This is a genomic window from Bradyrhizobium sp. SPXBL-04 (assembly GCF_051853035.1).
Lineage (GTDB): Bacteria > Pseudomonadota > Alphaproteobacteria > Rhizobiales > Xanthobacteraceae > Bradyrhizobium > Bradyrhizobium zhanjiangense.
The window spans coordinates 2,348,784-2,362,741 of record NZ_CP182472.1 but is presented as its reverse complement, the minus strand read 5'-3'; the positions used below and the strand labels follow the sequence as shown (position 1 = coordinate 2,362,741).

At 58.4% G+C, this 13,958-nt stretch carries 12 protein-coding genes; 8 read left to right on the top strand and 4 right to left on the bottom strand.

Going from position 1 to position 13,958, the window contains the following annotated elements:
- Position 1: 1 nt before the first annotated feature.
- The 3 genes from ACNJX8_RS10885 to ACNJX8_RS10875 all read left to right on the top strand — a co-directional run bounded on the left by ACNJX8_RS10885 (position 2) and on the right by ACNJX8_RS10875 (position 3,605).
- The gene (locus ACNJX8_RS10885) at positions 2-1,609 is read left to right on the top strand and encodes an acyl-CoA carboxylase subunit beta (RefSeq protein WP_439360601.1); all 1,608 of its coding nucleotides are present in this window, start codon (positions 2-4) and stop codon (positions 1,607-1,609) included.
- Positions 1,610-2,163: 554 nt separating this feature from the next.
- Positions 2,164-3,177 carry an anthranilate phosphoribosyltransferase gene (gene trpD / locus ACNJX8_RS10880; RefSeq protein WP_439360599.1) on the top strand — a complete coding sequence of 338 codons (1,014 nt, stop codon included), beginning with the start codon at positions 2,164-2,166 and terminating at the stop codon, positions 3,175-3,177.
- A gap of 245 nt (positions 3,178-3,422) precedes the next feature.
- Positions 3,423-3,605 (top strand): hypothetical protein, encoded by a 183-nt coding sequence (locus ACNJX8_RS10875; RefSeq protein ID WP_439360598.1) that lies wholly within the window; start codon positions 3,423-3,425, stop codon positions 3,603-3,605.
- A 15-nt stretch (positions 3,606-3,620) separates the two neighbouring features.
- Here ACNJX8_RS10875 and ACNJX8_RS10870 read toward each other — a convergent pair whose 3' ends face one another.
- Positions 3,621-3,956: a hypothetical protein gene (locus ACNJX8_RS10870; protein WP_439360597.1), complete on the bottom strand. Its 336-nt coding sequence runs from the start codon at positions 3,954-3,956 to the stop codon at positions 3,621-3,623.
- Between the two features lie 467 nt (positions 3,957-4,423).
- On the opposite strand from ACNJX8_RS10870, the gene ACNJX8_RS10865 reads away from it, so the two are divergent.
- The 5 genes from ACNJX8_RS10865 to ACNJX8_RS10845 all read left to right on the top strand — a co-directional run bounded on the left by ACNJX8_RS10865 (position 4,424) and on the right by ACNJX8_RS10845 (position 10,534).
- Complete coding sequence (locus ACNJX8_RS10865; protein WP_439360595.1) at positions 4,424-5,548, top strand: M20 family metallopeptidase; 1,125 nt, start codon at positions 4,424-4,426, stop codon at positions 5,546-5,548.
- Between the two features lie 986 nt (positions 5,549-6,534).
- A complete protein-coding gene (locus tag ACNJX8_RS10860; protein ID WP_439360594.1) occupies positions 6,535-6,798 on the top strand; it encodes a hypothetical protein in 264 nt (87 codons plus the stop codon).
- Between the two features lie 159 nt (positions 6,799-6,957).
- Positions 6,958-8,541: a class I adenylate-forming enzyme family protein gene (locus tag ACNJX8_RS10855; RefSeq protein WP_439361880.1), complete on the top strand. Its 1,584-nt coding sequence runs from the start codon at positions 6,958-6,960 to the stop codon at positions 8,539-8,541.
- A 120-nt stretch (positions 8,542-8,661) separates the two neighbouring features.
- Entirely contained in the window at positions 8,662-9,960 is a 1,299-nt protein-coding gene (locus ACNJX8_RS10850) for a peptide ligase PGM1-related protein (protein ID WP_439360592.1), read from the top strand.
- Between the two features lie 283 nt (positions 9,961-10,243).
- Positions 10,244-10,534 carry a hypothetical protein gene (locus ACNJX8_RS10845; RefSeq protein WP_439360590.1) on the top strand — a complete coding sequence of 97 codons (291 nt, stop codon included), beginning with the start codon at positions 10,244-10,246 and terminating at the stop codon, positions 10,532-10,534.
- A gap of 666 nt (positions 10,535-11,200) precedes the next feature.
- Here ACNJX8_RS10845 and ACNJX8_RS10840 read toward each other — a convergent pair.
- The 3 genes from ACNJX8_RS10840 to ACNJX8_RS10830 form a co-directional block, all read right to left on the bottom strand.
- Entirely contained in the window at positions 11,201-11,866 is a 666-nt protein-coding gene (locus ACNJX8_RS10840) for a 2OG-Fe(II) oxygenase (RefSeq protein ID WP_439360588.1), read from the bottom strand.
- The gene (locus ACNJX8_RS10835) at positions 11,859-12,980 is read right to left on the bottom strand and encodes a GFA family protein (protein ID WP_439410330.1); all 1,122 of its coding nucleotides are present in this window, start codon (positions 12,978-12,980) and stop codon (positions 11,859-11,861) included. Before ACNJX8_RS10835 ends, ACNJX8_RS10840 begins: the two co-directional genes overlap by 8 nt.
- 410 nt (positions 12,981-13,390) lie before the next feature.
- The gene (locus ACNJX8_RS10830; protein ID WP_439360585.1) at positions 13,391-13,738 is read right to left on the bottom strand and encodes a hypothetical protein; all 348 of its coding nucleotides are present in this window, start codon (positions 13,736-13,738) and stop codon (positions 13,391-13,393) included.
- Positions 13,739-13,958 lie beyond the last annotated feature (220 nt).

The window sequence follows — 13,958 nt, the reverse complement described above, 5'->3', positions numbered from 1 at the left end:
AATGCAGCGGATCGGTTCCGTGGCGAACGTGAACTCGCAGGAATTTCGTCGCAACGACCTGCACAACAGACAACTTGCCGCCGAATTGAAGGAGCGCCAACGCGTTGCCCGCTTCCACAGGCCTGCGCGGGACTTCGAGCGGCTGCGTCGGCAGAATAAACTGTTTGTTCGTGAGCGGCTCGCGGCCTTGCTCGATCCGGAAACTCCGTTCCTAGAGCTTTCGACACTGGCGGCTAACAAGGCATACGACGGCGAGGTGCCCGGCGCCGCCCAGGTTGTCGGCATCGGCATTGTGGCGGGGCGAGAGGTTATTGTTCATGCCGACGATGCCAGCGTGAAGAGCGGCGCATGGTATCCACTCTCGGTCAAGAAGATCGTGCGGACATTGGATATAGCCATCGAAAACCGTCTGCCTGTGGTTCACCTGTGCGACTGCGCCGGCGGATTCCTGCCTTTGCAGGCGGAATTCTTTGCTGATCGCTACCATGCCGGTCGAATTCTCCGCAATCAATCCGTTCTCTCGAAGATGGGGGTGCCGCAGGTCGCCATCGTCATGGGCCACTGCACCGCCGCAGGGGCCTACGTCCCAGCGCTTAGTGAATACAACATTATCGTCGAAGGTACTGGAGCGATTTTTCTCGGCGGCCCTCCGGTCGTGAAGGCTGCCACCGGCGAACAAGTGTCCGCCGACGAACTTGGCGGCGCCCTCATGCATACCAGCGTGTCGGGCACCTGTGACTACTTCGCACACTCCGAACTCCATGCGATTGCGATTGCCCGCGACGTCGTTGCTCGCTTCCACCGACCGGCGAAGACCTCGATCGATCGAGTGGCCCCCGAGCCGCCAGCCTATAGTGCGTCCGAACTCTACGGTATCCTTCCAAAGGACGCGCGCGCGGAGTTCGACATGCGAGAGATCATCGCTCGTCTGGTCGATGGCAGCCGATTTCAAGAATACCAGGCGCGCTTTGCGACATCACTCGTGTGCGGCTTTGCCCGGCTTCACGGATATCAAATCGGGATCCTTGCCAATAATGGCGTGCTGTTCGGCGATAGCGCGCAAAAGGGGGCTCATTTCATTCAACTGTGCGACAAGAACCGGACGCCCCTGCTCTTCCTGCAGAACGTAACGGGCTTTATGGTTGGCCGCGAATATGAACGGCGCGGGGTCACCAAGGACGGCGCTAAGTTGATCATGGCGGTGTCCGGAGCGTCCGTGCCGAAGTTTACGGTCATTTGTAACAGCTCGCACGGCGCAGGAACTTACGCTATGTCGGGACGCGCGTTTGATCCTCGATTCGTGTTCAGCTGGCCAAATTCTCAGATATCTGCGATGGGCGCCGAGCAGGCGGCCGGAGTTCTCACCCACGTCAAGGCGAGACAATTGGCTCGCGCCGGAGGGCGCCTCTCGGAGCAGGAATTGGCAGCCATTCGAGCACCAATTCTTGAAGAATATCGCGAGCGGTCAAGTGCCTATTATGCGACCTCAGAAATCTGGGACGACGGCATCCTTGATCCCGTCGATACCAGAACTGCCCTCGCAATCGCATTGAGCGCTTCGCTCAATGCTCCGATCGATGCGCCGCAGTATAGCGTATTCCGACTGTAAGGCAGGACCGAACACGGGTGGCTCACCGCCTCATGCGGGCGGATCAACGCGTCGATTGCTCTATGAAGGCTGTCCTGCGCACCTTCATTTGCAATCAGTTGGGGTTAATTTGTAGAGCCAGCTGAGATCGGCTCGATCTACCCAGCACCGATGGCGTCAAAGCAGGTAGAGGAAGCCGCTTCAATGCTGCACGCCGGCGGCGCCGGAATGCTGATCCGGCCGGAACACCGCGTAACGAGGCCGCTGCGGACGGGGCAAGCGGGCGCGAAACAGTGCTCGTCGGTCGTGGCGTCAAGCAACTAGAGTGTTCCAACTGGTCGACGATCTCCTCTCGACGCCGCTACGAAATAGAGCGCTTGACCCTCACGTAGCGTCAGGTTGTAGCCTTGCCAACGGCGCCCACACTCAACCGACTGCCGCCGCAAGCGTCAATGAGGCCATGCCGGGTGCGGATGGGTCGGGCAGCTGTATCAAGGCAACCGGGCCAGGTCTCTTCAACGATGCCTCGTTAAACGGAAGAGCCCTAGGTTTGGACAAGGAACGTGTAAAGTTCGATGGAAGAGCTTAGATCGATCATCGGCAAAGTTGCCACCGGCGCCACTCTGACGCGCGAGGAAACTGCGTCAGCCTTCGACAGCATGATGTCGGGTTACGCGACTCCCTCACAAATCGGCGGCTTGTTGATGGGGATGCGCGTCCGAGGCGAGACGATCGAAGAAGTCACCGGCGCCGCCTCCGCGATGCGGAATAGAATGCCGCGGGTCGAGGCGGCATGCGACCCCGTCGGTATCGGTGGCACGAGCGACACCCTTATGTATTCGGTCAACGTGTCGACGTGTGCTTCCTTCATCGTCGCCGGGGCCGGCATTCCTGTCGCCAAGCATGCAAACCGGGCTGCGTCTTCGGGTTCACCCGCTGCAGACGTGTTGGCGCGCCTCGGCGTTAAGGTCGATCTCAAGCCTGAGGTCATTGCACGTTGTATGCAGGAAGCCGACATCGGCTTCATGTTTGCGTCAGCCTATTATCCGGCGATGCAGCGCGTCGGCCAGATCCGGAGCGCACTTGGAGCCTACACGATGTTTAATCTGATCGAGCCTCTGTCCAATCCGGCTAGGGTCAAACGGCAGATCGTTGGAGTATTCTCGTCCGAATGGGTCCAGCCTCTCGCGTACGTCTTGAAGAACCTCGGTGCCGAATCGGTATGGGTTGTTCATGGCTCGGACGGGCTCGGCGAAATAACTCTCACCGGCCCAACATTTGTTGCTGCGCTTGAGGCGGGTATAGTCCGCACCTTCGAAGTGACGCCGGAAGAAGCCGGGCTCCCCCGCTGCCGCAACGACGCGCTGGAGAGCAGCGATGCCGAGGCTAATGCCGTTGCTCTGCAAAATGTGCTTGATGGCGAACCAGGTCGATTTCGCGATGCCGCGCTTTTGAACGCGGCGGCGACATTGGTCGTGGCCGGGCGGGCCTCGACCCTGCAAGAAGGCGTATCACTTGGACAAGAATCACTTGATGGCGGCGCCGCAGCCGCTCGACTGAAGCGCCTGATCGCGGTTTCGAACGCGTGACAGCCGAGCTGGCCGATGTTCCGGTTTTCCGACCAAGACTGCAGCTCACGAGCGCGAAAGTATTGCAGCCGCGAATGCGCGTCACTTCTGCGGGATTTCAAGGAGCGTGCGCCGCCTGCGCTCGCCCTGATCAAAGCAAGTCGCGCTGAGCACGCGGCCCGAGAGCCAACTTTTTTATCGACGAGAGCCTGTTGCGGCCCGGGTTGCCAAGGTGAGGACGTGCTGCGCGCTGAAGGAGAGAATCGATGATGTCCTGGCAGGAGGTTGAAACACTCGGATCAATTGCAGTGACAGAACACATCATTCGGAAGTTCCGGGAATTGATCGATACAGATAGCTCGATCCCACCGGAGCTGCGGGGGGCGCTGCACGCGACGCTCGATGAGCATCTTCTCGAGGCAAAAAGACGTATTCTCTTAAAGCATTAAGTGCGCCGATGCCGTCTACATGCGGAGAAACTCTGGCAGGCGCGCGCCGGTACCGCAATCGGCATCAATCCCCTCCGCACGGCCGGTCCAGCGAGGTTCCAGCCGAGCTGGTGGGATCGCGACCACAACTCCATGTGCATTGGCGCGTCGGCGGCCGCTCAGCGTGGTTTCCTGCTTGAGGAGGGTCCTATTGAACTCGTGGCGGTGGCAATTCTCAGTTGTGCCGCTGCAATCACCGATCCGGCGTAACGCGGCGCGATACTGCAGGTCCGTCTGGCCATGATTGTACCAGAGGACATCGAAGTCATACCCGATCTCGATCTGAGCTTGCTCGTCACGTAATTCCGACACCAGGGTACCTCATTACAGGCCGCCCAATACGGATCAAAGTCGGAATCGGGTACAACTCCAGAAGATCATGAGCCACCAGTTTGAAATGCCGTCTATCAACCGGCAGAGTTCCGTCAGGCCTTGGCCGCGTCGAGACGCGTGGGGGTCACCTTGTCAAGACAACGCGATTTGCGCGGATCTCGCAGGAAGGTCCTGATCAGAATAATTGCAGCTCACCAGAACGCCAACTCCAATTCGGCCTCCTTGGGGCTGCATAATCGCGTCGTAAACTACCAGCTTTGGTAGCTCAGTTAAAATCGACAGGCACGTATATCGTTGCCGCAGCAAGATCGAATCCAGAGGCACGCCTGGGTCACAACGGTTGGCGACTCTCTAGATCTTCGGACTCGATTCTGATGTGAGTACATGGGTGATGTCATTGATCTTGCAGCAGCGATGACAATCGAATTCAAAGGCGTTAGACAACTATGTCCAGCAACGCGTTCGAAATCGCCCCGATTCTCGAGGGCATTCGCCGCTGGGTCGTGATCGAATCTCCGACGGAGCGTCCGGATCAGATCAACAAACTGGCTGATGTCGTTGCCGCAGGCTATCGCGACCTGCCGGCCAGCGTCGAGCGCGTTGCGGGGCGTGACGGCTGCGGCGATCATTTGCTCACCCGCTCTTCTTGGGGGCAGGGCGTACCGGGCATTCTGGTCTTGAGCCATCTCGACACCGTTCATCCGATGGGATCCATCGAACGGCTACCATTCAAGATCGACGGCGACAGTGCGTTCGGCCCCGGTATCTACGACATGAAGGGCGGCGCCTACCTCGCCTATCACGCCTTCCGGCAGATCTGCGCCGATGACGCACGCCCGCCGCTCGGCATCACCCAGCTCTACGTCTCGGACGAAGAGATCGGCAGCCCAACCTCGCGCGCGCTAATCGAGGCCGAGGGCCGCAAGGCCAAATACGTGCTGGTGACCGAGCCAGCGTGCGACGGCGGCAAGGTCGTCACCGCGCGCAAGGGCGTTGCGCGCTTCGACGTATTCATCAAGGGCGCGCCTGCGCATGCCGGCACGCGCCCCGAGGACGGCCGCAGCGCGATTCGGGAACTCGGCCATGTGATCCAGACGCTGGAGGCGATGAACGATCTCACGCGCGGTATCACCGTCAATGTAGGCGTCGTCCGCGGCGGCACCAGGTCAAACGTGATCGCGGAACTGGCCTATGCGCAGGTCGACATGCGCGTGCCGACCATGGCCCATGCCGACGAGCTGGTGCCGAAGATTCTCGGCATCAGCCCGCGCACCGAGGGCGTCAGGGTGAAGGTATTAGGCGAATTGAACCGTCAGCCATATGAGAAGACCAGCGCCGGCGCGGCGCTTTACGCACACGCCAAAAAGCTTGCTGCCGAGCTTGGATTCGAGCTGCTCGACGCGTTCAGCGGCGGCGGCTCCGATAGCAATTTCACCGCGCCGCATACCGCGACGCTTGACGGCCTTGGCGTCGATGGCAAGGGCGCGCATACGCATTATGAGCAACTCTACATCTCATCGATTGAACCTCGCGCGCGGCTGCTGTACCGCCTCTATCAGACGCTGCGATAATGCCGGCACCAGTCGAAGTCAGTGCCCGCGACGTGCGTCGGATGACGGCCGCCGCCACATTCGCGGGATCGCTTCTCGAACGCCGCTACAGGCTGCGCCCCTATCAGGCCGACCTCATCGAAAACTATCGGTCGACCGCATTTGGCATCGCACGGTCGGCGCCAGATAGAAGTGACTGAGCTATTCAATGACGGGGCAGCGGACTTTAGGCGCGCAATCGGCTGCAAGGGCAGCGAACACCTGGTCGCGGAAGGGCGAGCGTTCCGACAATGGGCTCATCGGCAGCGACCCTGATCTCAATGGGAAACGAACTTTCTTGACTCAAATCGCAGCACTGAATGCTTGCGACAGCACACCGGCCGGCGGTCCTTTTCCGGCAGCCTGAGAGCTTGGCCATGTTGTCACAGGCTGCCAAAAAGGGCTTGAACCTGACGTAACGTTAAATTGTACGGTCTTGAGGTTGGCACCTATCTTGGTTTGCCGCCGGGATTGTGAAGGATTGAGAATGTCTCAGCTGGTCAGATTCACGCTCCGATGGTCGGTCATGATCCTCATCCCCGATGGCGGGTCCGTCGGTAGGGCTATGCAGCGAGCGCCGGTCGCGGCGCTACCGCTCGCACGTAGCTTTGAATGGTTCGGCATTCCGGGACCGAGACTATGTAGCTGTCCTGGGCCGGGCCACCAGAGAGCCGCTGAGATCAGAATTGATCGACCTAGACCCCCATCCGAAGCCCCGGCGGGGGGGCGCAGCTTCCTGAATCTGAACCAAACCCCTCCTCTGGCGCGACACCGCGCCAAAATCAGTTGGCCGAACCGGCTTTCCGCTCTGTTCAAACTGCTTTCCCGTGGCTGGCAAGGCATTTCCAGCGCGCAAAGGTGCGACAGACGGTGGGCCTGCGCAGGCTTTCAAAGAGCCTGAGCTGCAAATGCCGCTCCGCGAAACCACGCGGCATCGGAGATATTGCTTGGCATTCTGGAGCAGCAAGTTGAAAGAGCCCGACGGCGTCAAGAAGGTCCTGTTGATCGACCATATTGAAGGCCAATGCCGTTGCATCATCGGCTTCAAAGATGGAGATGCTAGATCGGCCTATATGTGCGGCGAGCCTATATATCAAAGACACGGCAAGAAACTGTCTTCGTGGTGTGCCTATCACTACCGACAGATGCACACGACCGCCGCCGAGCAGAACAGAGTGAGTGATCAATCGCCCGAGATATCTCAAGCAATATCCATTGTTCGCAACCCATGACATCCATTAAGAACCGGGCCCGGCCAAGGCCCTCTGATCATAGCCTGTACAAGGGCCAACCGAAGCAAGTGATCGGAGCCTCGCCAAGTAATTCCCGATTTCGGCTGAAGCGCATCGGGACAAACGTATCGTGCGGGCCTGAGGCGCATGGATAACAAGTTGGATCTCTGCACACTGATCGAGCGAAACGCTGCGTATACTCCCGGCAAAGCCGCGATCCATTTCGAAGGGCAGAGTCTCTGCTACGCAAGCCTCAATCGACGGATTGAGCGGATCGCTCGCGCCTTCAAGAGCCAGCTCGGCGTCCAGAGGGGAGACAGGATCGCGATCCTCAGCCTCAACAGGCCTGATTATCTGGCGCTGCTCTATGCCTGCGCGAGGCTCGGCGCAATCCTCGTACCATTGAATTGGCGCCTTGCGGCCGCCGAGCACCTTTTCATTTTGTCGGACTCCGGGGCAAAAGTGCTCGTTCTTGAGCAGTGCTTCGGCGCAGCTTTGCCTGTCCTGACGAAGCAAGTGCCCCATGCCTCTCTTGTCGGGTTGGACTTTACGCCTCTCGGCGGCAGCAAGTTGGACGATCTTCTGGACGGAGACTGTGGTGACGGACGCAATCCACGCGCGGAGCCGTCTTGCCCGCTTCTGATCGTCTATACTTCGGGCACCACAGGGCGACCAAAAGGCGCCGTTCTGCGTCAGGATGCGTTGCTGTGGAACGGCATCATGAGTCAGCACATGCATGACCTCACCTCGGCCGATCACACGCTGGCTGTTTTGCCGTTCTTCCACGTCGGTGGTTTGAACATCCAGACGACGCCGAGTTTGCATCACGGCGCGACGGTGACTATCCACACCCGCTTTACGGCGGAGACCATGCTTGATGCGTTCGAGCGTGACCGGCCGACCCTGGCGACTCTGGTCCCAGCCATGATGCAAGCCCTGACCAGCAATGGTCGATGGGAAAGCACCGACCTATCCTCGCTTAGAGCAATCTGTACCGGATCGACGATGGTGCCTCAGCACCTTGTCGAGCGCTTTGTCGCGCGCGGCGTACCAGTCCTGCAGGTTTACGGTTCGACGGAGACCTGCCCGATCGCTGTGTATACGAAGCTCGGCGGAAATCTCGTGCCTGAGGGCTCAAGCGGCCTGGCAGGTCTCTGCTGCGAAGCGGCGATCATCGATGATTCGGGCAGCAAGTTGCCGCCCGGTACCCCAGGCGAGATCGCAGTCCGTGGGCCCAACGTCTTCTGCGGATATTGGGACAATCAACAGGCAACGCGTGAGGCTCTGAGCAATGGTTGGTATCGCACTGGGGACATTGGCCGCTGCGACGCAGACGGATATTTTTGGGTCCACGACCGCAAGAAAAACCTGATCATTTCAGGCGGAGAGAATATTTATCCGGCAGAAGTAGAGCGTGTGCTTACGGACCATCCGGATGTCGCGGAATGCGCCGTGGTCGGTCGACCCGATGCGCGCTGGGAAGAAGTACCGGTCGCTTACGTGATCAAGCGACCGGGGGCCCGCATCGAGGCCGAAACGCTGATAGCACATGTCCAGTCGCAGCTTGCCCGTTTTAAGGTGCCGCACGAAATCATTTTCATCCAAGAACTACCGAAGACCGCGCTGGGCAAGATTCAGCATTTTTTGCTGAAGGAAATCGCCGCGCGATCAGCCCGAAAGGAGCTATCAATTGAGATCGGCAGATTGGAGGTGAGCCGTGCTCTCCCACTACATCGCAGGTGACATTGAGACGGCGCAAAATCAAGCCTCACCACGGCGCCGCAAGTTCATCATTGTTGGCATGACGATCCCTGTCTGATCGCGTCCAGATGCCCGGAGGTCGCGATGCCGCGGATCCTAATCATGAATGCCGGTACGGCTCAAATGTCGGGCGCCAATCTGACACCAGCTCAACTTTCGCTGGCCGCCAACTCGGCATACCGTTCAGCATGGTTTGCCCAGGAGGGCGACCTGATAGTCTCCCCGGTAGTCATCCCGGCCGATCTGCTATCCTTCATTGGCGCGACACTCGACTTCGACGCATCGAGTCTTTTTCTGCTCGTACCTGAAGGCGGCCGCCAATCGCCGGTCCTTGATGACTGCACATTGCTGTCCAAGACTGTCGTTGAGCGGATCAACAGTCATATTCGTCAGAAATCAACCTGGCGATTGTATCCCTGCTACTCTACTGAAGGCGTCGCACGCCTGGCGGCCATGCTGGGCATAGCGCAGACGGGCGACGACTTCGCTCTGCAGCGAGGGCCTGATCTGTTGAACCGCAAGAGCCACTTCCGTCAATTGGCGACAAGCGTCGCACTTCCGCTGCCCAATGGATCTGTCACGACGGATTCAAACGAACTATTCAGGGCGGTCACTTTCCTCAGATCCGAGACCGGCAGAGTCATTGTAAAGCTGGACAATGGAGCCGGTGGAGTCGGAAATGTCATCCTGACCGGCAAGGAAAGCGATCCACTACCTGGGGCAAGAGATACCCGGCGAATTTCATGGCGGTCGTTTGATCCTGACGCGCTTTGGTCTGAGATGACAACAGCGTCTTGTAAGACGCTAGTCGTGGAATCGTACCACTTGGCGAGGTCTTTGTTCTATCTCGAGTATGACATCGAGGATGATGGTTCAATCGTTTTCATCAACAGTGGAAACATACGTCTTCGTAAAAGCACAGATCGATCCGAAAGAGCTCTGATCTGGACAGGACTTGAGCTTCCAAGCGATCTGAGGAACGAGCAATGGTTGAGCGCCCAGGCGCATGCCTACCGATTTGTGGCGCTTGCGCGAGACCTGGGATATCGCGGAATGGTCAACATTGACGCCATCTTCGCGAATGACGGACGGTTGCTGTTTAATGAAGCGAACGGCCGCTGGGGTGGCGGCTCGGTGTTACACAGTATTGCCGTCCGGCTGCTGGGCTTCGACTATTCCGGTTGCAAGGTTATTTTATCCGTGAGAAATGTTCGATCACGATCCCTCCGAGCAGCGCATGATCATTTCGGCAAGGAAGGATTTCTGTTCGACCGCACACGCAAGGAGGGCGTGATCCCGCTTGCCGCCGACGAACAGGCTGGCACGGTGGAGTGCCTTGTGATTGCGCGTGACAGGCCCGCGGCCCGCGATCTGCAGCACCGGCTACTGAGAATGGCTTGATTGAGATCCCATCGACCATATCTTGGACCGTTCAATTCATCCGAACTTGCCCCCGCTTTCGATCGCGCGCTTGAAACCCATACCTGAGGACGTGACGTGAATGTCTGCTTCGTCTCGCTCTAGCTCTGTCAGCCCCAATCGCGACTACCCTTAGGTCGCTCCTGAGTGCCTGCCGATCGGCGATGAAGTGCTCGGTGTGCAGTGGCTCATCGTCTGGCCGCTCGCCCTGCGACAATCGTCTAATCAGCGCTCGCTTCGCGTCTACCACAAAGACTCCGCAATCATGGCCGTTCTGCTGCCGGGCCATGCGGGCCGCTTGCAGGCGGGAGCCGAGACGTGCTGCGAGCTGTTCTGCAACGGTGCTGTTGTGAGACCCGGCGGAGCCATAGTGATAGGCAACGCGGGCGGCGGGCACGCGCCATCAACCCGCAGCGGCGACCACTCGGCGCCGCCGCCAGTAAGTAACACCACCATCGTTCACAGGCACGAACAGGGAGTCGGCGGTATCGTTGTCATCCTGATCACTGACGATCTGCCGGAAGGTCTGTGCGCGGTCGCTCTGGCTCCGGATTAAGCGCAGCGGCTGGGCTTGCGCGGGTTGAAGGAATCGGGTCTGGGTCCGGATCGTTCCTGTGCAACTCTTCTTCCACGAGCGCGTAGTCGGCCGGGCGTCTGCCGACGGGGAAACCGACAAGTTCTCTTGCGGGCCGGCGCGGCCCGACTGCTGGAGCCCCCGGCGAGTTGAGGTAAAGTCCCTCGTTCTCACTTTCAAAATGCATACTTAGGACTCGGCTGATGCAGGACGATCGAGCAAAATACTGCGCGCGATCCGGGGCTTCAGATGAGGCTTCTCTTCTAATTGACCCTGCAAAGCCCCAGTTGGCGCACATGCCGTCCCAAATCACCCTGAGCATTCAGCTGTTTTGCCAGGTGTGGTAGCTGTCGAGAACATGACGACAACAAGGGCTTCCTTCGCGCAGCGCAAGTACACCATCGCGTACGCGCCGACACGCCTGCGGTTCGAGGCAACGACGATGAATTGTCACAACTATCCTGAGCAACCTTTGCTCGGATTACGCGTGGTGGCCTTTACAGGGATCAAAGCCAGCCGTGGCTTCCGACCAGCACTGTGGCAGCCTTCGCGAGGGACAGTCTGACCACAACATGGCCGAGCTGAGCAACCTCTCCCGAGAGCTCACCCGTTACGCAAGTCATTCGAAAGCCATTTCAGCCACCTCAATCAAAGGCCCCCGGTAGAGCTTTCGATGATTCGGCGGTTCGCGCCGCTGCGCTTTGAACAGAAGTAGACCAGCGATCGGCGCTCCCCGGTCAGCACAGGCTTCACCTCATGCCGGAGCTTACATGTGGTGACAAGCACCGCACCGAGTGGCGGTCGGAATACCTGCTGCTCGTACCCGCTTGGATACACCACGAACTCACCCCCCTCGAAGTCTCTCGCGAGCTGCACAATCACCGAGTACTCGAAATCCGGGTCGCTCGCAGCATCCAGATGGATGCCAACAAATGAACCAGGAGGCATCCGATGCATCTGGCATCGGCGAATCACGTAATCTGACGTGGCTCCCAAGATCTTTTTTAGCGCGAAGCTGCGGTCTTTCCTTTCAAGTAGTTCCATGATCTGCCCTGGAGCTGCACCACTCACGTTCCTAGGAGCGCGGCCGGGCGGGTCTACCCTCACCCGTTTGACAAAGACATTGTGCGAGTCGCCGGCATCTCCCTCCCGCACTTCTTCTTCGGGAATCTCAGCCTGCAGCTGATCGATCTTGGCCAAGTCGGCTTGGGTGAACAATATCTGGGGGTCGATCACGACCGTCCCCTTCACCAACAGCTCTATGCGGTACTTTGTCAGAGCTTCTTCTGAAAGCAGACGGGATCTATCACTCATTGCTCGCACCATTCGAATTCACTCCAACGTTTTGATCTTCGACGCAGCACTCCAGGTCCTGGTGCATCGAGCGGAATGCTTGCTCCCAATGCTCGCCATCGAACTCGCTTATTCTTATGCCTTCGATGGTTCTTTTATCCAGGCACCGAATATTTACGCTGAATCCGGAGGGATTCGATCGCGGCCTATAGAATGGCTTTACGCCACACAGCCGGCAAAACGTGTGCCGAGCGATATTCTTGTTGAATTGGTACGCGGTGAGGAATTCTTCGCCGCACTCAATGCCGAGCTTATCCCCAGGTACGAGCAAGTGCAGAAATCCAGACATTTGGCAGATTGAGCAATTGCATCGAACTGCAGAGAGCTCTCGCGGCGCTCGGACATAGAACTTGACAGAACCACAATGACAACGGCCATGGTGTTCGATCTCCGATTGACCATCTCTCCCAAGTGAGACAATTCGGAGCAGATCGCAGCACCACTGTAAGCTAAGCCGATAGGCTCGATCGAATTCATCCAAAAACCGACCATTACGGTTCGCCGGGACAAGTTCGCCAATCAGCCGGCTTGTCATTTCTCCGTGATACCTCTCCGCGGGATCTTCTCCGCCGACGTGGCTGCGGAAGTAATCAAGATCGTCAGACCGCGCCTTAAAGGTTTTGACCAGAGTGGTCCATAGCGACTGGATCATGTCCGCAGCATGTAGCTCAAAAGCGACCATGTAGGCGCAACGCACTAAGGGGTCTTTCGATGACAATCCGGCATAGAGAGAATGCAGGTAACGCTTCGTCGTGGCGCTGTAGTTGGGCCGTATTGCTCTGCCGAGTAGTCGCGAAGCATCCTTTCTCAACATGTTTGAGTGGAAGTTTTCAGTCACCAGAATATCGGGTAGCGCCGCCTTGCCGCCCTGGAGAACGCGGCCATAACCACCCGTCTCATCCCAACAGATGAAATTTGCGACCACGCTGGTCAGTTCAATATCCTTCGCAAGATCTCGATTGTGATGCATTGCATCGAAGATGAGATCCCTTTGCGCCCCTGCCTGCAGGTACGGAAACGCCTGTGACATAGCCAGGTATTCAGGCAGCAGGCTCGCGACCTGGCCTTCGGACATCTCTGCAGCGAAGGGGTGCGGGCCGAACAGGGCTCGCGCTTGCTCAGTCAAATACTCGCAGCATATCTGCGGAGGCTGATCGGGTGTAAATCGAGACGCTTGAGATGTCATTTGAGCCGTGGCGATGAGGAGAGGAGCGGTCCTTGACGAAGCAACTTCGTGTCCGGGCCAACTATTGGCCGCCGCGAGATCGGCGAGTTCGTTGGTTCGATGGGTCTATGATCGCGTTCACCATCCGGGCGACATTCTTCGTGACCACTTCGCGGTGGCAGACAGCGGCATCTCAGTCCTGCTCACGTGCATCGAAGGGAACGCCTTCATTAATTCAGCGCCGGCGATCCAGCCGGATTCCGGTCCACGAGCAGTCCGGTGCCGCGAATGCCCGGCACGGCCAACATTCGCTCGCAGAGTCATGGTGAGATATTGCGCCGCGCATGCCATCGGGACGTTAACGTCACATGCCCGATTGGCGTGTCCGGGCGCTTCCAGCTTTCGCGATCTGTCGTGAATGGATCAAGCCTCCGCGGTTGCTGCTCCTGCCGTTTCATCGAACTGCTGTGAGCTTGGTACAGCATTGCAAGAACCAATCCGCATCTACCGGGCTGTTGAGGCCTTGCCGCAAGCTGCGCGAAATGCCGGCTGCTGGCCAGCACGAGCGTCTCAACGAGACCGCAGTTTTTCGCGTTCGCGAGCACCGCCACCACCACGCTGTGTTCTTGCACACTTACAGCAATCACCGTGCCAACGCGTGCACTCACTCCTTAACATTCTGAATACGTTCACAAAGTGCTCGCGACCGACTCCTCATTGCAAGTGTATTGAACCTGACAGCCCATGCACCGCCGTCAGAAACCAAACACTGAGTAGCCAGCCGCCGCTCACAATGCGTATAGGGCTGTTGAATTGCGGAGATCGGTCCAAAGGTGCCACATAGGTGGGCTTCGCGCCCTGAACTGCGCGCTTTGGACCTGCAAGCGG

Excerpts from the sequence above, each read along its gene's own strand:
- ACNJX8_RS10885 (WP_439360601.1), top strand. The coding sequence starts at position 2 with ATGCAGCGGATCGGTTCCGTGGCGAACGTGAACTCGCAGGAATTTCGT.
- trpD (WP_439360599.1), top strand. The coding sequence starts at position 2,164 with ATGGAAGAGCTTAGATCGATCATCGGCAAAGTTGCCACCGGCGCCACT.
- ACNJX8_RS10875 (WP_439360598.1), top strand. The coding sequence starts at position 3,423 with ATGATGTCCTGGCAGGAGGTTGAAACACTCGGATCAATTGCAGTGACA.
- ACNJX8_RS10865 (WP_439360595.1), top strand. The coding sequence starts at position 4,424 with ATGTCCAGCAACGCGTTCGAAATCGCCCCGATTCTCGAGGGCATTCGC.
- ACNJX8_RS10850 (WP_439360592.1), top strand. The coding sequence starts at position 8,662 with ATGAATGCCGGTACGGCTCAAATGTCGGGCGCCAATCTGACACCAGCT.
- ACNJX8_RS10845 (WP_439360590.1), top strand. The coding sequence starts at position 10,244 with ATGGCCGTTCTGCTGCCGGGCCATGCGGGCCGCTTGCAGGCGGGAGCC.
- ACNJX8_RS10840 (WP_439360588.1), bottom strand. The coding sequence starts at position 11,866 with ATGAGTGATAGATCCCGTCTGCTTTCAGAAGAAGCTCTGACAAAGTAC.
- ACNJX8_RS10835 (WP_439410330.1), bottom strand. The coding sequence starts at position 12,980 with ATGTCCGAAGGCCAGGTCGCGAGCCTGCTGCCTGAATACCTGGCTATG.